This is a genomic window from Nostoc sp. (assembly GCF_036917575.1).
Taxonomy (GTDB): Bacteria; Cyanobacteriota; Cyanobacteriia; order Cyanobacteriales; family Nostocaceae; genus Nostoc.
The window spans coordinates 148,914-168,705 of sequence record NZ_JBALDC010000045.1 but is presented as its reverse complement, the minus strand read 5'-3'; the positions used below and the strand labels follow the sequence as shown (position 1 = coordinate 168,705).

At 38.6% G+C, this 19,792-nt stretch carries 13 protein-coding genes; 7 read left to right on the top strand and 6 right to left on the bottom strand.

Translation table 11 applies throughout. The features are described 5' to 3' along the window. Window positions 1–313: 313 nt before the first annotated feature. Window positions 314–1,063 carry a hypothetical protein gene (locus V7K79_RS12395; RefSeq protein WP_335047995.1) on the bottom strand — a complete coding sequence of 250 codons (750 nt, stop codon included), beginning with the start codon at window positions 1,061–1,063 and terminating at the stop codon, window positions 314–316. Window positions 1,064–2,191: 1,128 nt separating this feature from the next. On the opposite strand from V7K79_RS12395, the gene V7K79_RS12390 reads away from it, so the two are divergent. Next, complete coding sequence (locus V7K79_RS12390; RefSeq protein WP_335047994.1) at window positions 2,192–3,742, top strand: mercuric reductase; 1,551 nt, start codon at window positions 2,192–2,194, stop codon at window positions 3,740–3,742. A 149-nt stretch (window positions 3,743–3,891) separates the two neighbouring features. On the opposite strand, the gene V7K79_RS12385 is transcribed toward V7K79_RS12390, so the two are convergent. After that, window positions 3,892–6,927 (bottom strand): PA14 domain-containing protein, encoded by a 3,036-nt coding sequence (locus V7K79_RS12385; protein ID WP_335047992.1) that lies wholly within the window; start codon window positions 6,925–6,927, stop codon window positions 3,892–3,894. A gap of 708 nt (window positions 6,928–7,635) precedes the next feature. Here V7K79_RS12385 and mgtE point away from each other — a divergent pair. Continuing rightward, the gene (mgtE, locus tag V7K79_RS12380) at window positions 7,636–8,688 is read left to right on the top strand and encodes a magnesium transporter (protein ID WP_335048124.1); all 1,053 of its coding nucleotides are present in this window, start codon (window positions 7,636–7,638) and stop codon (window positions 8,686–8,688) included. Window positions 8,689–8,839: 151 nt separating this feature from the next. Here the strand turns inward: mgtE and V7K79_RS12375 are convergent, their stop codons facing one another. After that, a complete protein-coding gene (locus V7K79_RS12375) occupies window positions 8,840–9,097 on the bottom strand; it encodes a hypothetical protein (protein ID WP_335047991.1) in 258 nt (85 codons plus the stop codon). A 74-nt stretch (window positions 9,098–9,171) separates the two neighbouring features. Here V7K79_RS12375 and V7K79_RS12370 point away from each other — a divergent pair, with 74 nt between their 5' ends. Continuing rightward, complete coding sequence (locus tag V7K79_RS12370; protein WP_335047989.1) at window positions 9,172–9,303, top strand: hypothetical protein; 132 nt, start codon at window positions 9,172–9,174, stop codon at window positions 9,301–9,303. Between the two features lie 20 nt (window positions 9,304–9,323). On the opposite strand, the gene V7K79_RS12365 is transcribed toward V7K79_RS12370, so the two are convergent. Continuing rightward, a complete protein-coding gene (locus V7K79_RS12365) occupies window positions 9,324–10,205 on the bottom strand; it encodes an SDR family oxidoreductase (RefSeq protein ID WP_335047987.1) in 882 nt (293 codons plus the stop codon). A 543-nt stretch (window positions 10,206–10,748) separates the two neighbouring features. Between V7K79_RS12365 and V7K79_RS12360 the strand changes: the two genes are divergently transcribed. Beyond that, window positions 10,749–12,350, top strand: a complete 1,602-nt coding sequence (locus V7K79_RS12360) for a peptide ligase PGM1-related protein (protein ID WP_335047986.1) — start codon at window positions 10,749–10,751, stop codon at window positions 12,348–12,350. Between the two features lie 31 nt (window positions 12,351–12,381). On the opposite strand, the gene V7K79_RS12355 is transcribed toward V7K79_RS12360, so the two are convergent. Further along, window positions 12,382–12,540 carry a hypothetical protein gene (locus V7K79_RS12355; RefSeq protein ID WP_335047984.1) on the bottom strand — a complete coding sequence of 53 codons (159 nt, stop codon included), beginning with the start codon at window positions 12,538–12,540 and terminating at the stop codon, window positions 12,382–12,384. Window positions 12,541–12,733: 193 nt separating this feature from the next. Here V7K79_RS12355 and V7K79_RS12350 point away from each other — a divergent pair, with 193 nt between their 5' ends. The 3 genes from V7K79_RS12350 (at window position 12,734) to V7K79_RS12340 (ending at window position 17,367) form a co-directional block, all read left to right on the top strand. Further along, window positions 12,734–15,454, top strand: coding sequence for an AAA-like domain-containing protein (locus tag V7K79_RS12350; RefSeq protein WP_335047983.1), 2,721 nt, complete (start codon window positions 12,734–12,736; stop codon window positions 15,452–15,454). Window positions 15,455–15,559: 105 nt separating this feature from the next. After that, window positions 15,560–17,185 carry an AAA-like domain-containing protein gene (locus V7K79_RS12345; RefSeq protein ID WP_335047981.1) on the top strand — a complete coding sequence of 542 codons (1,626 nt, stop codon included), beginning with the start codon at window positions 15,560–15,562 and terminating at the stop codon, window positions 17,183–17,185. Then, window positions 17,182–17,367: a hypothetical protein gene (locus V7K79_RS12340; RefSeq protein WP_335047979.1), complete on the top strand. Its 186-nt coding sequence runs from the start codon at window positions 17,182–17,184 to the stop codon at window positions 17,365–17,367. Before V7K79_RS12345 ends, V7K79_RS12340 begins: the two co-directional genes overlap by 4 nt. Window positions 17,368–17,397: 30 nt before the next feature. Here the strand turns inward: V7K79_RS12340 and V7K79_RS12335 are convergent, their stop codons facing one another. Next, window positions 17,398–19,317, bottom strand: coding sequence for a protein kinase domain-containing protein (locus V7K79_RS12335; RefSeq protein ID WP_335047977.1), 1,920 nt, complete (start codon window positions 19,315–19,317; stop codon window positions 17,398–17,400). Window positions 19,318–19,792 lie beyond the last annotated feature (475 nt).

Sequence of the window (19,792 nt, the reverse complement as noted above, 5' to 3'; positions counted from 1 at the left end):
TACTGAGTTTCTACTCAGCACGGGCTAAACCTTAGCTATCCGCTAACAGCATTCAGCACTTTGCTATAGCTGCTAAAGAGATGATGTTTTAGCTATAGCAATCCCAATGCTGTACGGTTAAGGCAAAAGACACGATGAATCGCCGTCTTTACAAAGCCAATCCTAAAGTACTTGCGAACAACAGGAAAACCAACTTCTTGGGGAAGTTGGGGATTTAAGGTTGCGAATTTGATTCACCAGGTTTTTTGTTAATTCTTAAACAACTGGAAACAATATATTTCCTGAATTTGGTAGCTGAATTTTTCTTTCTCTTTTACTTACAAGTACTGGCTGAAACTGAGGTCATCGTTCTTAAATCGCCTGTAAATGCGGCTGTATATTGATAAGGTGATGAACCAGAGCAATTCATGGAATTTGTATAGGTATTACGGGGATTCCACCATGACATTGCTTTCACAGTCAAATTTGCGCCATTCCATGATAAAGACTGGACAAGTAAAGAATTCGTTTGTCCATTATCTGGCTTTTTACCAGATAAAAATGTTGCATAATTAACCTCACCATTAGCTGGATTAATCCGGGCTATAACTGCGGCTTTTGGCCCACCTCCACTACCATAGCTAGGCAACCATCGACCACTGGCAAAGCGGCGAAAATCATTACCTGTTTGAGTGCCTGTAGCAGAGTAAATGCCATATAAAACATCACTTCCATTCCAATACAATCCGTAACCTGTACTATCGTCATTTGTGGTCTCATAATCATTACGACACCATGCTTTTATCCCATTATTGAAGCGGATAGTTACAGGGTTTTTGTTATTTGAGAGTTGCTGATAACCAATGTAAATTATTGCTGTTCCATTAACTACTTTGGGGCCATTTTTAGCGGCGACTGTCGCTTCACTATCATTGCAACTGAATGTCACAGCTTCACCGATCGATGTATTTATGGTTTCAGCTAAAACTGGAGCAGTTTTTTGTGTGAAAACTAAGTCACCTACTAAAATTACAGACAAAGAAATGCCTGCAAAATACTTTTGTAATTTGCCAGAATAAATCATGTTATGAATCTGCCGAGACAAGGAACGGAAAACACCGTATCACTATAAACTCTAATTAGTATTTAAACAAGTAAAATGGTTGAAAGGACTGTATATGAAGGCTCTCAGAATTATAAAATGTTAGATGAAATGACAAAATGCCTAATAGACATGCGTTGCTATGCATGATACTAACTGTATATAATTATTATTTATAATAAAGAGTAGATAAATATAAAAAATTGTAATGGGTTATGCTTTACCATAAACAATCACAGTATTTGAGAAAATAAATTTAATTAGCAAAGTAGTCTTTGTTCATTCTTTACATCCTTTGCAAGAAAATTACTTTCCCTCTATGTGATGCTTTTATCTGGGCTATATTAGGTAGTTTTAAGATTTTCATATGATACTTTTTTAACAGATGCTTTCCAGCGAATCAACCTGTTTTTGCGAATCCATTCGCTATCGTGAACCCCGTCCACAATTTCATATTCACTGCTATTTTTGCCATAATTAAAAGCAACCTATCTTACCATTCTGTCTGTAATATTACTTAAAACTTTTTCTATCGGATCAATTTTAGTTTTGGAAGAATCAATTACAGATAAAGCAGTCTTATAAGCATTAAGCATAGTTCTTAGCTGTTCAATTGCTTGATTCGAGTTTTGCAAATTGCAATCATCACCAAAACTCATGTTTGAATAAATTGTTTTTAGTCCAGTGGATCTCAACTCAGCTTTTTCGAGAACACGGGATGTATATTTTTTAGGAGATGTCTAATATATTCTTTCGAGAAGTTTATAAAGCTACTTTGCCTTAGTAGGGCAACGAAACCAAGTTTTAAGTGGGATTTTAAGACTTGTGTGTACACTGTAGCTTTTATAAGGGGTGATTAAGAGGGGTAAAAATGTACTTAATTTAAATGCAAAATACTGTATATAGCCTTACTGTGGTCTATTAAACTGCAAATTACTGTAAATTATTGATTACTGAAACGTTTATATAGAAAAGCTTTAATCGGATTTGTCAATTCCCCAACGGACAAAACAATTCAAAGGCTGTATTTTTTATTAAACAAGCATAAAAAATAAAAGACTGAGACGCCTAAATTAATCAGGATTCTTAATTTTAAAAGAGGTTTTGCCAATGACCAATTCAGATTTAGAGAGAGTCACAGTTCGCCCAATAGATGAGTATAACCAAAAGTTGGTATCTTACGTCCATCCGCCAAATTGGGTTAATCCTCAACCCCCTGACGTTTATGACTTGGTAGTAATTGGTGCTGGTACGGCGGGATTAGTGGTGGCAGCAGGTGCTGCGGGTTTGGATTTGAATTTAAAAGTGGCATTAATTGAAAAGCATCTTATGGGTGGAGATTGCTTAAATGTTGGTTGCGTACCATCTAAAACTATTATTCGGTCTGCCCGCGTTGTTGGCGAAATCTGGGATGCTAAAGACTTGGGAGTTAATATTCCCCAACATAATATTGATGTTGATTTTCCTAAAGTTATGGCCAGGATGCGGCGAATCAGGGCTGATATCAGCCATAATGACTCGGCGGAGCGATTTCAAAACTTAGGTGTCGATGTGTTTTTGGGTAGCGGTCGATTTGCAAGTAAAAATACTGTGGAAGTTGGCGACAAAACCCTCAAGTTTAAAAAAGCTGTAATTGCGACTGGCGCAAGAGCTGCACAACTGGTGATTCCAGGAATTGAACAGGCGGGTTATCTAACCAATGAGACGGTTTTTTCCTTGATTCAACGACCGGAACGTTTGGCGGTGATTGGTGGTGGCCCCATTGGTTGCGAATTGGCGCAGGCTTTCCGGCGTTTGGGTTGTCAGGTGGTACTTTTGCATAACAGTTCTCATCTCCTAGATAAAGAAGACGCACAAGCCGCTCAAATTCTCCAAAAGGTTTTGATTAATGAAGGAATTCGCGTAGTACTCAATTCCAAGTTGGAAGAAGTGGTAACTGTCACCGAGGGGAAACGGCTTTACTTTTCCTCTAATGGTCATCGAGATTCAGTGACAGTTGATGAAATTTTAGTCAGTGCGGGGCGATCGCCAAATGTGGAAGGTTTGAATTTAGAAGCTGTGGGTGTAGAATATGACAAGCACAAAGGTGTGAAGGTAAATGATTACCTCCAGACGACTAATCCCAAAATTTATGCAGCTGGCGATATCTGCATGAACTGGAAGTTTACCCATGCAGCAGATGCAGCAGCGCGAATTGTAATAAAGAATACGCTGTTTTCTCCCTTTGGTTTGGGACGCTCGAAACTCAGTAGTTTGGTGATGCCTTGGGTAACTTATACTGACCCAGAAATTGCCCACGTGGGATTATCCGAACATGAGGCGCAGAAATTGGGTATTGAGGTGACAACAATTGAGATCCCTTTTAATAGTGTAGACCGAGCGATCGCAGATGGTGAAGAGTTAGGATTTCTCAAAATTCACCATAAAAAAGGGTCTGATAAAATTATTGGTGCAACTATTGTCGCCAGTCACGCGGGTGAGATGATTTCAGAAGTGACTACGGCAATGGTGAATAAGATTGGTTTGAGCAAGTTAAGCAGTGTAATTCATCCTTATCCCACTCAAGCCGAAGTGATTAAAAAAGCAGCTGATGCTTATCGTCGAACACTTTTAACATCAAATACCAAAAAATTGTTGGGATTTCTAACAAAGTTATCTTAAGTAAAATGAGCGAACAGTCGAATAACTGTTCGCTGATAACTGGTAACTGTTATGTTATGGCAACAGCCAAAGTGGTTAGGACATCAACGGATGAGAAAACTTAGACACAACAAGATTTTTCACTTAATCCCCAGTCCCTTGCTATATCTCTAAACAGGTCGGAAACGATCAATCTCGCCTCCAATCAAGTTTGCGTAATACAGATTACCATCAGGCCCAGTAGTGATTTGTGTAGGCAGTCCTAGATTAGGCCTGTCCTTTTGGGAAGCAAACTGCTTAACTGAGGTAACTTTGCCCTTACTATCTAATATCAAAGCATCGATAGTTCCTTGACTGAAATCACCAATGAATAAGGCATTTTGATATATCGAAGGGAAAGTATTACCTGTGTAAAAGTCACCCACGAGGATCGCATTAGAACCAAAATGCTTGTAAGTGTACAATGGTTCTGTAACAGTTGAGCCACTATTATAGAAAGCTTTGGCTGCATCTAAATTGGCGTAGGATGGTTGTTTGAGACTGATGGTATTACCATTTGCATCAAGGCCACCTTCATAGAATGGCCAGCCAAAGTTAGCTCCTGGTTTTCCGACATTCACCTCTTCGTAAGTACCTAAGCCAACATCGCCAATATAGGGGGTATTGGTCTTTTTATCAATTGTGAAACGGAAGGGGTTACGCAGACCTAAGTCATAAACTTTGGAAATATTGCTATTGGCGTCACCGTTGTAGAAAGGATTATTTGATAAACCTTTACCAGTAATCGGGTCAATCCGCAGAATCTTGCCGGACAGATTATTCTTATCCTGGACGCGAATTGCTCGCGGGTCTATTCCATTGTAGGAAGTACCATCTCCTAAGCTCACAAATAGAGAACCATCAGTACCAAAACGCACAGAACCAACTGAGTGAGATTCACTATCATTGGCGATAAAATTCTGGATATTTTGGACTTTATCGAGATTATTAAGATAATCCTGCAAGCTGGTAAACGGCTTACCAGTATCTTTGTTAAGAATTCCTGATGGTGCATAGCCAAGTGAGACATCTGTACTATTCCCATCTGGATGGCTGATATTTGCCCAAGTGCCATTTGTGCCGAGTAGCACAACTTCGCTGCCAGCAATAGCAGTAGTGTAATTAGTGTTGGGGTCAGCTGTAAAACGACTTAGGCGTGCAGTACGATTCCCATTCTGATCAGGATCGTCCAATGTGCTATTGGAATTATTATTAGAATTGTTTGGATTAGTTTCTGGTGGATCGTAGGTATACAACAGGTAAACATAGTTGTTGCCGTTTGGACTTTTGCCAAAATCTGGATGTACGGCAATGCCTAATAGACCGCGATCACGCGTATCATTTACCTCTTTGCTAATATCAGTAAATGGTGTTGATAATAAGCTACCGTTTTTCATGACTCTCACTACCCCATCTTTTTGGGCAATGAACATGCTGTTACCATCAGGTGCCCATTCAAAAGCTGTAGGTTGATTCAAACTAGAAGCTACTGTATCTAAAGCAAAGTTACCAGAGTCATTATCAATAATAGTGATACTTGTCTGTTGATTAGTTAGCTGCACTCCAACTGGGTTACTGAACTTCAAAGCAAATGTTTCATTTGATTCCCCAATATTGTCATCAAGAATGGGGATAACAATGGTGTTGCTAGCTTGTCCGGCGATAAAATTCAAGCTTCCAGATACAGCTCGATAGTCAGATCCAGCTTTAGCAGTCCCATCTTGGGTTGTGTAGTCCAAACTAGCAGCCGCCGAAGTATTGCCCCGTGTAACTATCACCTTGGCAGTACCGTCACCCTCATTAACTACTGGCTGACTGAAATCGAGGCCAGAGCCATCATTGTCCTGAATTGTAATTGCGAGAGTTCTTTGGACTCCTAGTGTTGCCCCCTCTGCCTGATCGATGACAAAATTAAAGCTTTCATCTGGTTCTATCAAGGAATCATCATTGATCGGAATGGATACCTGCACGCTGCTTTGTCCCGGCGCAAAAGTCAGTGTTCCAGCACTTTCAATGCCTTCACTCCCATAGTCAACTCCTTTTGTAGCAGTATTAGCGATAGTCGCATACTTGATTGAAGATGTACCACTTACATCTCCAGTTCTAACTAGTTTAACGGTAACATTACCACTGCCTTCGTTCACAGTCATCGAAGATGATCCTAAGGTGATAGTGGTCTGAAGAACTGGTGAATAAAGTTGAGACTGAGGAATGATTTCCTTCGCCTGAGAGGTGCTTGACCAACGCAGTTGAGAAACGGCATTGCCTTTATTTTCGTAGTACTCAAGTTTAATATCGTACTTCTGACCTGCAACCAATGCGATCGAGCCACTGGATTCGGTGGCAGCTTGATCGACAAACTTATCGATGATTTGTTGACCATTCACCCACAGTCGCACACCATCATCAGCAGTGGTGTAGAACTTGTAAGTTTCGCTGTACTTGGCTTCTACCTGACCTGTCCACCGCACTGAGAAACTATCTGCATCAATCGACGGAGCGGGAGAATCAGCGCGCCAGTTAAAGTTCACCGTCGGATCTGTAGTAGTTACCTTCAGGTTAGTGAAGTCGATGTTGTCGTAATACTCTCCTTTGAGTCCATTGCCACTACTAGGTGTGCTGACGACATTACTATACAGTTGGGACTGGGGAATGATTTCCTTCGCCTGAGAGGTGCTTGACCAACGCAGTTGAGAAACGGCATTGCCTTTATTTTCGTAGTACTCAAGTTTAATATCGTACTTCTGACCTGCAACCAATGCGATCGAGCCACTGGATTCGGTGGCAGCTTGATCGACAAACTTATCGATGATTTGTTGACCATTCACCCACAGTCGCACACCATCATCAGCAGTGGTGTAGAACTTGTAAGTTTCGCTGTACTTGGCTTCTACCTGACCTGTCCACCGCGCTGAAAAAGTATCTACATCAATCGACGAATCGGGAGAACCAGCGCGCCAGTTAAAGTTCACCGTCTGCTCTGTACGAGTTACCTTCAGGTTGGTGAAGTCCATGTTGTCGTAATACTCTGCCTTGAGTCCATCTCCTTGAGAGAGTACGCTAGACCGAGCAGAAATGCTGGTTTGCCCCGGATCAATGCTTTCTAGAGATGATTTAGTAGTAATTACTGGATTTACAGATGTTGATAAGTTTTGATTTGATGCCATAAATAATATTTCATGATCGGTTTTATCTGGACGAATATTTTCAACAAAGAATGAATCATAAAGCTTGATATCAATATATTAATAAGCTCATCTTTGATTTACTTATAAACATATATTTAGTAATTGCTAATTATGAATAATTAGTTGAAGAACATATTGGAATTTGTTTTATTTCAACAAATTTCTGATTTATTGAGAGCCTCTAATCTCATTGATATACAGATGCATATTCGTTGAGGTAAGCGATATCCAATAAAAGTAGCCATATACGTAATTAGTCAAATACAATAAATTTACATAAATTACTTAAGTATCAGTTTTACTTTTACATATTTGACAATAGATTGCAGGGTTATGTCTATCTTGTTTATCAGAGTTTGTTTAAATATTCACATTAATCTATACTTTTTTAAAGGAATATAAAAGTTTTGATGAGCTTTAAATAAAAATTGCCAAAGTGCCAGAGAATGTAAGTGTTTTATTTACAGATTTATTAACTATATAAAAATTGGATAAAGAAAACCTTTTATCTTTAAAGATTTGAAAAACTAATATTTATCTATACTTCATCTTGACTATTAGTTGATGTCTTGATTACTATAACCAGCAGAATATAAGTAGGTCGGCGTAAATAATTATTGTTGAAATAAGGCAGGGGACAGGGGGTTTTTAGCTGGGGGAGAAAGAGTTTTAGCCTTATTTACTTTTATTCATACAGCTTGGTTTTATTGCACCGACTTACTTAGTAATAACCTCAAAGCAGAACGTCAAGCAACAGCCCAACTATTGGGTTATGAAGCTGATACAGCTGGGCGAATGATGACGCTAGAGTTAATCTCGCTGAAAGAAAACTTGACAGTATCTCAAACTCTAGAGCAAATTCGCAACTTAGCGAATGCTAGTGAGATGATTTATTATCTTTATGTCATGGATGCGGCAAGGCGCTTAACAGGGATTGTATCGTTGCGGGAATTAGTAACATCTCAGCCGGAGCAAATTATTGGCGAAATTATGACCCGTGATGTGGTGTTTGTCTACACTGATACAGACCAAGAAGAAGTTGCAAGATTAATTCAAAGATATGATTTTTTAGCTGTGCCTGTGGTGGATCGAGAACAGCTTTTAGTAGGTATTGTGACGGTGGATGATGTGATTGATATTCTGCAACAAGAAACCACCGAGGATATCTATGCCTTGGGTGGTGTGCAGTCGGGTGGCGACAACTATTTTCAAATGAATTTGCTGGAAATTGCTCAAAAGCGGGTTGTCTGGTTATTGGTCTTACTTGTAACCAATACTGTCACAGGCACAATTATTAAGTCGCAAGAAGATATTTTAGCAAAGGTGGTGACATTAACAGCGTTTATCCCCTTGTTGACTGGTACTGGGGGTAATGTAGGCGCTCAATCTTCTACAGTGGTGATTCGCGGGATGAATACTGATGAAATTCGATCGCGTGGTGCATTGCAGGTAATCGGCCGGGAAGCGATCGCTGGGGCATTATTGGGAGGAATGTTAGGTACGATCGCTACTGTTTGGGCTTATTTTCTGCAAGGACGATTAGAAGTAGCGATCGCTGTAGGCACTAGTTTGGTAGCTATTTCCATTTTGGCTTCGCTTTCCGGTTCAGCACTGCCGTTTTTATTTCGCTATCTGCGTTTAGATCCGGCACTAATGTCAGCACCATTCATTACCACAGCAGTTGATGTCGTAGGCGTTTTGATTTACTTCAATTTGGCGCGAGTAATTTTAAAGTTATGAAAACGAGTCATTAGTGAATAACAAACTACAAATGACTAATACCAATTCGTAATTCGTAATTCGTATTTCGTAATTAAGAAAGCTAGACTATATCTGGGTTTGGGAGTTTGAATGTGTTGCCTCATTTTAAAGAATTGGTATAACTTAACTTTTACAATTCTGATTCTGTATCTGGAGCAACAATTTCGCCAGTACCCACTTGCAGTATCATGTCCTGGTCAGTAATTAATCCGCTAAGTTCTTTAACTTGTAAATTCATGTCTTCACAAGCTTGTCTTAGTTCTTGGGCAAATTTGTTGAGGTCTTGACCATAGCCACATTGATAAGCAGCAGTTTCAATTCCTTGCTGAGCATTTGCTCTAGCACAATCTACTAGTTCTGTGCCATGCAGTGGTGTAAGAGATGCCATAAACGTAATTATTATTTATTAAATGTACGCTGTTAGATAGCTTATCAATATTTGCACATTAAATCATCCCTCCAATGGATGACCATGAAGGGGGAGTTATGAATGAAAAAACAAAAAATTATGACGTGCAAATTATCGCGATTTTGGATTTTAAATTTGGGATTGAAAGAAAAATCTCAAATCCAAAACCTCAAATCCAAAATTGAGTAATTCATAATTATTCTACTTAACCATTAATCACATCTCCACCATTAACATGTAACACTTGTCCAGAGACATAAGAACTATCATCAGAAGCTAAATATACGTAGCTAGGAGCGACTTCTTCTGGTTGTCCGGCTCGTTCCATTGGTACTTGTTTACCAAAACTTTCAACTTTCTCTTCTGGAAAAGTTGAGGGAATTAAAGGTGTCCAAATTGGCCCTGGTGCAACGGCATTAACGCGAATTCCTTTGGATATTAAATTTTTTGATAAGGAGCGAGTAAAAGCAACGATCGCACCTTTTGTAGAAGAATAATCTAGTAACTTTGGGCTACCTTTATAAGCTGTTACCGATGTAGTATTGACGATGGTGCTGCCTGCTTGTAAATGCTTGAGTGCAGCTTTAGTCATGAAAAACATTGAGAAGATATTAGTGCGGAAAGTTCGCTCTAGTTGTTCTTCAGTGATTTCTTCAATACTTTCTTTCGGATGTTGTTCGGCGGCGTTATTGATCAGAATATCGAGTTTACCAAATTCACCAACTGTTTGTTGGATGGCTTGCTGACAAAAAGTTTCATTGCCAATATCACCTGCAATGGTAACTGCCCGACGCCCTTGTTTTTCTACCAAATTTTTTGTTTCTTTGGCATCATCATGTTCGTTAAGATAAAGGATCGCCACATCTGCACCTTCTTTTGCAAATGCGATCGCCACAGCACGACCAATACCACTATCTGCACCCGTAATCAATGCTACTTTATCTTGTAACTTGCCACTACCCCGATACTGAGCATCATCTGCTTTAGGTTTTGGTGTCATTTCTGATTCCACACCTGGTGCTTCTTGTTGCTGTGGCGGTTGCAATTTTTGCTCTTTTTTCTCTTTTTGCTCTTTTGATTTAGCCATCTGTTTTACCTTGATAATTGAATATTGAATTGGGCATTGGGTATTGATTGAATCCGATTTTTCTTATCTCTCCCATTCCCTATCTCATAACTAAACCTTGGATCGAAAATTCAACCCAAGGTTTATTTTTTGCTTTGACTACCATTAGCCATTTGCACTTTTATACATTCATATCCGGAATATTTGCCAAACTTATTTATTCTTAGCAACTGTATGCAATTTACATTATCGATCCTCGAAAATAAGTACACAACTTTGATCTGATGAAGAATTTATCTTTTCGCTCTACTTTCAAGTTAACTATTATATTGCTGTACTTTATCGCCCCCTAGAGGTAAACTAAGCAGCAATTAGCTCAACCTTAAGATGGAAACAAAATTCAAGAATAAAAAAGTATGCGATTTACGAGCTGCTATAGTTCGATTGTTCCTTGCAGACTTGCGGAAACTTTTTGTAAAACTATCTGAATGCTGACACGGCGACTATACATCGTCCAAAAGGGTGCGTGGTGCGCTACATTGAAATTATTAGAGGGCATGGGTTATGGCAACATTAAATATTTCTGAGTTAGAACAAGTTGAAAAGTTTCGGAACTTACAATTAACCCTGCGCGATCGCTGGAAAACCAGCGAACTATTTGACAATAGTGAAGCAGATATTTTAATTATTCCCTCCCTAAGTATCGACCAGGGGGAACTGCAAAAGATCGAAGGTTGCGAACATTATGAAGAAAGATTACTATTTTCCTTAATTCGGTTGCGGAATCCCCGGACTCGGCTGATTTATGTAACATCAGTACCGCTACATCCTAGTATCATTGATTATTATCTGCAACTGTTGCCAGGAATTCCCTTTTCTCATGCTCGCAATCGCTTGCTGTTACTTTCTACTTACGATTCCTCTTTTAAGCCTCTGAGCCAAAAGATTTTAGAACGTCCTCGCTTGTTAGAGCGGATTCGTCAATCTTTGAGGCTAGACAAATCATTTATGATCTGCTACAACTCTTCAAACTGGGAAGGTGAATTATCTTTAAAATTAGGTGTGCCATTGTATGCTGCTGCACCAAATTTACAGAATTGGGGAACAAAAAGTGGTAGTCGGCAAATCTTCAAAGAAAGCGACATACCGTATCCAGATGGCAGCGAAAAAATTTGGAACCATAAAGATTTGACAGAAGCTACCGTTGATTTGTGGGAACGCCAACCAACATTAAAACGGGTAGTAGTAAAACTCAACGAGGGCATTTCTGGAGAGGGAAATGCATTGCTGGATCTTAGACCAATTGAGAATTTAGCACCAAACATTGGTACTCATGCCGAAAGGATAGCAGCAATTAGCGATCGCTTCTCAACGATGCGCTTTCAAGCAAAACAAGAAAGTTGGGATAGTTTTTTGAGAAAAATGCCTGAGTTAGGCGTAATTGCGGAAGCATTTGTGGAAGGAGAAATTAAGCGATCGCCCAGCGTCCAAGGACGGATCACACCTAATGGCGAAGTGGAAATCCTTTCAACTCACGACCAAATTCTTGGCGGCCCAGACGGTCAAATTTACCTTGGTTGTCGCTTTCCTGCTGATGAAAGATATCGATTGCAATTACAGCAATTGGGACTTAAAGTCGGTAGAAAACTAGCAGAGAAAGGCACTTTAGAGCGATTTGGATTAGATTTTATTGCCGTTGATAAGGGTAATGAAGAGTGGGATATTCAGGCGATCGAAATTAACCTCCGTAAAGGCGGTACAACTCATCCATTCATGACCCTGAAATTATTAACGAATGGCCGCTATGACCTTTCCACGGGTTTATTTTATAGTCAACAAGGCCGTCCAAAATATTACATTGCCACCGATAATCTCCAAAAAGAGCGCTATCAGGGATTATTACCCAATGATTTGATGGATATCATCGCTCACCACGAACTCCAGTTCGATAGTGGTACAGAAACGGGTACAGTGTTTCATCTGATGGGTTGCCTTTCACAGTTTGGCAAGGTGGGATTAACTAGTATCGGTGATTCTCCACAACAAGCACAAGACATTTATAACAAAGTTGTCAAAGTTTTGGATGAAGAAACACGCAGCGAAAATCGTGATTTTTCGGCGTTTTCAGATTATTCCTTTCCCGTGGTTTGGGATGAACATAGTTAAGGAATGTCGTTTGCAACATTCTTTTACCCCCTTAAAAAGGGGGTCGCCGCAGGCGGGGGGATCTTAACCGAACCGTATTGGGTAAAATCCAAACTATGATATCAAATGTAATACTATCCTTTGCCGGAACGGGAAAGCGATCGCTTAGTTTCCTTGCTTGAATAGGGGCGATCGCCGGAGTTACTACCATTGCTTACATAGTACGAAGTTTTGCACTAAAGCTGAAAGCATTGCTATACAAGAAATACAATTTTATATTAAATGTAGCGACCTGCACTTATTCAGATTCAGCTATCTTTATAATTATTTACAAACAGCTTCTAAGCCGTATATTGTATCTTAATTGACATAAATTCTGAATATTTCCCATATAGCGTATAACTATGAATTTGCCTGTTCCTCAAGATTATCAATATCAATTTGGTGGTAGTCTTCCTGCTAATGCACCCACATACGTTACACGCAAAGCTGATGAAGATTTGTATCAGGCTTTGAAAGCTGGAGAGTTTTGTTTTGTTCTTAACTCTCGACAGATGGGAAAATCCAGCTTGCGTGTTCGTACAATGCAGAGGTTACAGGCTGAAGAAATAGCTTGTGTATCTATTGATTTGACGGCAATTGGCACATCAGGGCTGAGTGCTGAACAATGGTATGGTGGAGTTATTGATACTATTGCTAATAGTTTAAATTTAGATGAGCAGTTTGATTTAGATGCGCTATGGTCAGAAAACTCCCGATTTTCTAATGTGCAGATTTTTGGAAAATTTATTGATCGAGTACTACGATTAATCTCCACACAGATTGTTATTTTTATTGATGAAATTGATAGTATTCTCGGCTTAGATTTTCCAGTTGATGATTTCTTTGCCCTAATTCGTGCTTTTTTTAATCAAAGAGTTGATAATCCTGAATATCAACGCATTACTTTTGTGCTTTTGGGTGTTGCTACTCCTTCCGATTTAATTCAAGATAAAAAGCGCACTCCTTTTAATATTGGACAAGGAATTGAATTAACCGGATTTTACCTTGATGAGGCTTTACCTTTAGCAACCGGATTTTCTGCCCAAACTCACAATCCTCAAGCAGTACTAAAAGCGATTTTAGACTGGACGGGAGGACAGCCGTTTTTGACTCAAAAAATCGGTCAATTTGTATCTGAAACTGAAGCTGTAATTCCTGCTGGAGAAGAAGCTGATTTTATAGAGAATTTAGTTAGAAGTCGCGTGATTGAAAATTGGGAATATCAGGATGAACCGGAACATTTTAGAACAATTCGAGACAGGATTTTAAAAAGAGATGAGCAAAAGGCAGCATATTTATTAGATTTATATCAACAAGTGTGGCATTCAGGAGGAATTGATATTGATAATAGTATTGAACAGAGTGATTTACAGTTGGCTGGAATAGTTGTCAACAAGGAGGGCAAATTAAAAATTTATAATCGGATTTATCAAACTATTTTTGATAATTTATGGATTGAGAAAACTTTAGCGAGTTTGCGTCCTTATGCTGAAAATTATCGGAAGTGGTTATTATCAACAAAACTGGATGATTGGTTATTGCGGGGAAATGCTTTAGTAGAAGCGGAAACTTGGAAACAGGATAAAAGTTTAAGTTTTCAAGATGAAGAATTTTTAGCAGCTAGTCGTAAAAGAGAGCGAGAAGAGGAATTAGCAAAAACAGAAAAACAGGCAGAATTAGAAAGAGAAAAAAAAGAAAAGGAAGCTGCGGAAAGGGCTAGATTAATTGAAGCAGAAGCTAAACAAGAAGCCGAAAGGCAACTAGCAACTGCTAAAAAAAGAATGACTGTTGGAACAGTAATTCTATTTATTACTTTAGGACTTGCAGGCTTATCATTCATAGCAGCATTTATACAGGGGAATGAAGCAGTAAAGGAACAAAAAAAGGTTATGCAACTCCAACAAGAGATTAATAAAGTTAAAGACTTATCAGCATTGGCTTCTGAACTTCAACAAATAAACGAGACAGCAGAAGCCTATCAGTCTTTGAATATTGCAAGTTTGGTTTTACAAGATAAAATTAAAAATTCAAAACTAAAAGATGCTTTATTAAATAGTTCTCTGGCTTCAGGATATCAAATATTAATTAGTACGAAAGGCTCAGAAAATTCAAAAAAAAATTCAAACAAAGCTAAAGTAGCTATTATTCAAGCTCTTAAAGAATTATCAGAGATACAAGAAAAACTTGATAAAAATGATATTAACCAGTTAGCTAGTTTAGTGTATATTTACTATGTTCAAGGAAAATTACTTCAGACTCAAAAAGAAAGTTTAGATACTGTTTTAAAATCTTATACCAAAGCATTGGAGCTATATAAAAATCTAGAAGCTAAGTTAAAATCTCCTCCTTTTAACTTAAAATTTAATATCCTCTACAATAGTAATGTTGATATTGTGGCTTCTCTTTATCAGGAACTTAATCAATTAGACTCTTCAAACTCTACTTATATTCAAGGGATGAAGGAATATTATTCCAAAAAGCTGGGCTATTTAACGGGAGAAAATAAATGGGAAGAAAGTAATATTGATATTGTGATTTCTCTGTATAATAACCTTAAACAATTAGACCCTTCAAACTCTACTTATATTCAAGTTATTAAAGAATATTATTTAAAAAAACTGGGCGATTTAATGGATAAAAATAAATGGCAAGAAGCAGATGAAAGAAACTTCCAGTTTATTATAATAATAGGAAATCGCGAAAAAAGAAAAGTTTTAGATCTAGAGGCTATCAAAAACTTCTCCTGTCCTGATTTGAAAAAACTCGATGATCTTTGGACAAGGAAATCTCAAGGTCATTTTGGTTACAGTGTTCAGAGAAAAATGTATTTACAGGCAGGGAATTCATCCAATATTGACTGGAAGACAGGAAAGATAAGAGGATGGAATTCGGAAAATTATAATAAATTTTTGACTCGTATTAATCAAGAAGAGCCACACAATATTATCTTTAATATGACTGCAAAACAGGGAGAACTCCCGATAGCTTGGGTTTTCGCAGGCAATCAACAAGACCTAAAAGAGGATGAATCTCCGGTGGTGTGGTATCCGTTTATTATGCTTGCAGAAAGATGTAAATTGTGACTATAGGAGATATCCCTTTCAAAATGGTAGTATCATAATTGAAAATCACACTATGATCTTGGCATAAAAAATATAAAATATCAATTATTAATCCGCTTAGAGCGTATGAACTGCCAAAAGATTTTAATTCTAACTGCGAATCCTACCAATACCCAACCATTACGTTTAAGTGAAGAAGTCCGAGAAATTAAAAGTGCTTGGGAACGCTCATTAAAACGAGAACAATTTGAAATTATCGTTGAAGAAGCTGTACGCCCCAAAGAATTACGCCGTGCTTTGTTAACTCATAAACCCCAGATACTTCATTTTTCTGGACATGGTGGCGGTGAACAGGGATTAGCTTTAATGGGAGATTCAGGGGAAGCTGTGTTAGTTACATCTGATGCACTATCGCGTTTTTTTAAAGCCTTAAAAGAAATTTTTACTATTGAAGCTGTTTTACTCAATGCTTGTTATTCAGAAGTACAAACTGAAGGCATTTATCCATATATTAATTATATTATAGGTATGAATAAAGCAATAGGAGACGAAGCAGCCACGCAATTTTCTATTGGTTTTTACGATACACTTTTTAATGGAGAATCTATTGAAAATGCCTTTCTCTTGGGTTGCAATGCCATAGAGTTAGAAAATATTCCCGAATATTTAACACCTATTTTTCGGAAAAATAGCCTAATTTCAACCCCTATCACCCCAAATACTCAAAGCCAAACCACAGTTATTTTTGATAATATTGATGGTCAAGTTCCCCTTAATTCTCCCTTTTATATCGAGCGTCCAGAAGTGGAAGTTAAATGTTATGAATGTATCCTCCAACCAGGGGTATTAATCCGTATCAAAGCCCCGCGTAAGATGGGCAAAACTTCCTTAATGAGTCGTATCCTTCACCATGCTAAAAAACAAAGCTATCGCACAGCTTTTTTGAATTTATGGAGTAAAGAAAATCTCACAGACCTCAATACATTTTTACAGGGATTTTGTCTAATTCTGAGTGAAGAATTAGGAGTAGAAGAACAAATAGATAAATATTGGAATAAACGCTTAAGTAGTCAAAGAAACTGCACTAATTATTTAAAAAAATATTTATTAAAAGCTATTGAAACTCCCCTAGTATTAGGCTTAGATGATATTGACCGGATTTTTCCTTATACTGAGATTGCCCAAGAATTCTTTGCCTTACTCCGAGCTTGGCATGAAAACGGGGCAAACGAAGAAGTTTGGCAAAAACTACGCTTAGTAATTGCTCATTCTCAAGAAGTCTATGTTTCCCTAAAAGTGAATCAATCCCCTTTTAATGTGGGTTTATCTATCGAAATAGGAGAATTTAACGCTATACAAATAAAAGAATTAATCCAACGATATGGATTAAATTGGTCAGAAGGAGAAATCGGACAATTAAAGGGAATGATTGATGGTCATCCTTATTTATTAAAAACTGCTCTTTATCAAATTTCTAAGGGTAATTTAACTTTAGAACAATTTCTGGAAGTTGCACCAACTGACGAAGGATTATTTGGAGATTTTTTATATCACTATCTTTTACTTATAGAAGATGACAAGTTGTTAAAAACAGCGATTCAACAAGTAATTAATAGTGATGTTTTCGTGAAGATAGATTCAATACAAGCCTTTAAATTACGCAGCATGGGACTAATTGAATCCAAAGGCAATGAAGTCCAATTCCTTTGTAATTTATATCGCCTTTATTTTCAAGAACGCCTATCGGAATGATTACAGGTCGTGGGATAAAATCTGTTTACTGCCTTGCTCCAGAATGCGATCGCACTACGGCGATCATTACCTTTCCTGAATCCAAAATTGCACGGATCTTCACGGGTGGGTGGGTTGATTGTTCCACTCTCAATATGGTTCGGTTAAGTCAAAAAATAGATAAACTGAGTTTTATCACCTAAGTGTAGTGAAATTGAATGCCCATTAGCTGATTAGTTCTGAATGCGCTGATCGCTGTTAGGTAAGTTTTGCTGGGTGTTTGGCTGTTTACGAGATTGCAATTGAGTATATACATAAGTAACTGCTGCTAAAGTCAGCCCAATGGCCAACACCACCCCCAGAATTCGCAAGAAATTGGGAGTAATTCTCGTACTTAGCTGCTCACTTAGCTTTGGTTGATAAATAGTGTCATCCGTTCGTGTTTGTGGTCTAGTTTGATTAGACGCAGGTCGTGGCTGATACAACGTCACATCTGGTTGCACTGGTGGTCTAGTTTGATTAGATGCTGGTCGTGGTTGAAACAACGTCTTATCTGGTTGCACTGGTGGTCTAGTTTGATTAGATGCTGGTCGTGGTTGAAACAACGTCTTATCTGGTGGTGCTTGTTGACCGCCTTGATTAGATCCTGGTCGTGGTTGAAACAACGTCTTATCTGGTGGTACTTGTTGACCACCTTGATTAGATCCTGGTCGTGGTTGATATAACGTCACATCAGGTTTGTTGGCGTTCGGATTATTCACATGACTTTGTTGATTTTGCTCAACTGGGTTAAATGGTCTGGGAACGGTTTGGTGATTTGAACCTTGGTTCTGTCCAGCCTGAATGGGAGGAACGATTTGCTCAGATTGGTTTTGTTTAATCGGGTTAGATGGTCTGGGAACAGTTTCGTGATTTGAACTTTGATTATATGCAGCTGGAGGACGTAGAATCGTGTCGTCGTCCGATTGTCTGGGAACAGTTTCGTGATTTGAACTTTGATTATATGCAGCTGGAGGACGTAGAATCGTGTCGTCGTTCGATTGTCTAGGAACAGTTTCGTGATTTGAGCCTTGATTATATGCAGCTGGAGGACGCAAAATCGTGTTGTCGTTCGATTGTCTGGGAACAGTTTCGTGATTTGAACCTTGATTAAAAGAAGGTTGCGATCGCCCAGTCATCTGTCCGGGTACACTAATATTATCTGTGGCAAATTTTGCCGCAGCTTGCAAAGCCTGATTTAATTCTTCTACCGTTGCAAATCGGTTAGCTGGGTTTTTTTGGAGGCATTTCATCACCACCGCTTCCAATTGTACGGGTAAATTCTCACACCCTGGTTGCGATCGCAGTGGTTTTGGTGGCTCATAAGCATGAGCTAATACCCAAGAAGCTTCACTAACATGACTACCCTTAATGCTGATTCCAAAAGGATCGGCTGCACTCAGCATTTCATAAAGGATAATTCCTAAGCTGTAAATATCACCTCTAGCGTCCAGGTTTTGATCGCTTTGGATTTGTTCAGGAGGTGCGTAACGAAATGTACCGATAAATGTACTAGTTATATTTGTAATATTGGAATTTTCTGAAGATTCACCGCGAATTTTGGCAACACCAAAATCTAAAACCTTCACCCACTCTCCCAAATCTGTTGGCATCAAAAATATATTATCTGGTTTCAGGTCGCGGTGAACTACCTGAATATGTTCAGTGGTTTTGCCGCCATCCCGTTGGAGAGTCACTCCTTGATGGGCAAGCTGTAAACCCTTGCAAACTTGCGCCATAATCTTCACTGTCCGCTCAACAGACAGCCGCTTGTCGCGCAGCAGTAATTGTCCAAGTGTTTGCCCCCGCAAATATTCCATGACATAAAATGGAAAACCTTCCGGGGTGACACCACAATCACTAATCTTAACAATATGGTCGCTTTGCAAAGCAGCACAAACTGCCACCTCACGCTCAAAACGCTTTCTCATTTCTTGTGATGCCACCAGCGTATCTTTGAGCAACTTCAACGCTACTTGCTGACCTACACGGGTATCCGTTGCTAGGAAGACTTCTCCCATGCCACCCCCGCCTAACCGTCTGTCTAAACGGTATCGCTGGTTATCACCTACGAAGCGACCATTCCAAGAATTTGAAGCAGGTGGGGATTTCATCTGCAAGAACTCATCCTCGTGTACTTTAAGTGTTAACTTTATTCAGAGATAGTACTAGTATTACAAATATGATTGCTTAGTAGCCTAGAAAATTTTAGTAATATATACTACTAAAACTTCTCTAGTTATATTCACATTAACATATTGGTAACTTCAAGTAATGCTAGCAATTTGATAAAATGTTTAAAATTAAGACTTATGGCAGTTGAAATTTGTTCCTGACCTGAAGTTAACGCCAATTCGATGAGAGTCGTCAGCGTGACTCTTTTTTACTGATTTTGAGCTATAGCAGATTATACTCAGCAAATTAGGGTTATTTTTATCTGCTAATGAATAGTAGTGTATCAAGAATAATTGAGAGGTGGGATTGTTTGTAGTTTGCGCTTTAGCGAAGACAGCGCAAACTGCGAATTTAGCAAATCAAACTTAACAGACTAGTAGTTATTAATGTGCTTTTATATGTTGTGCAGATAGT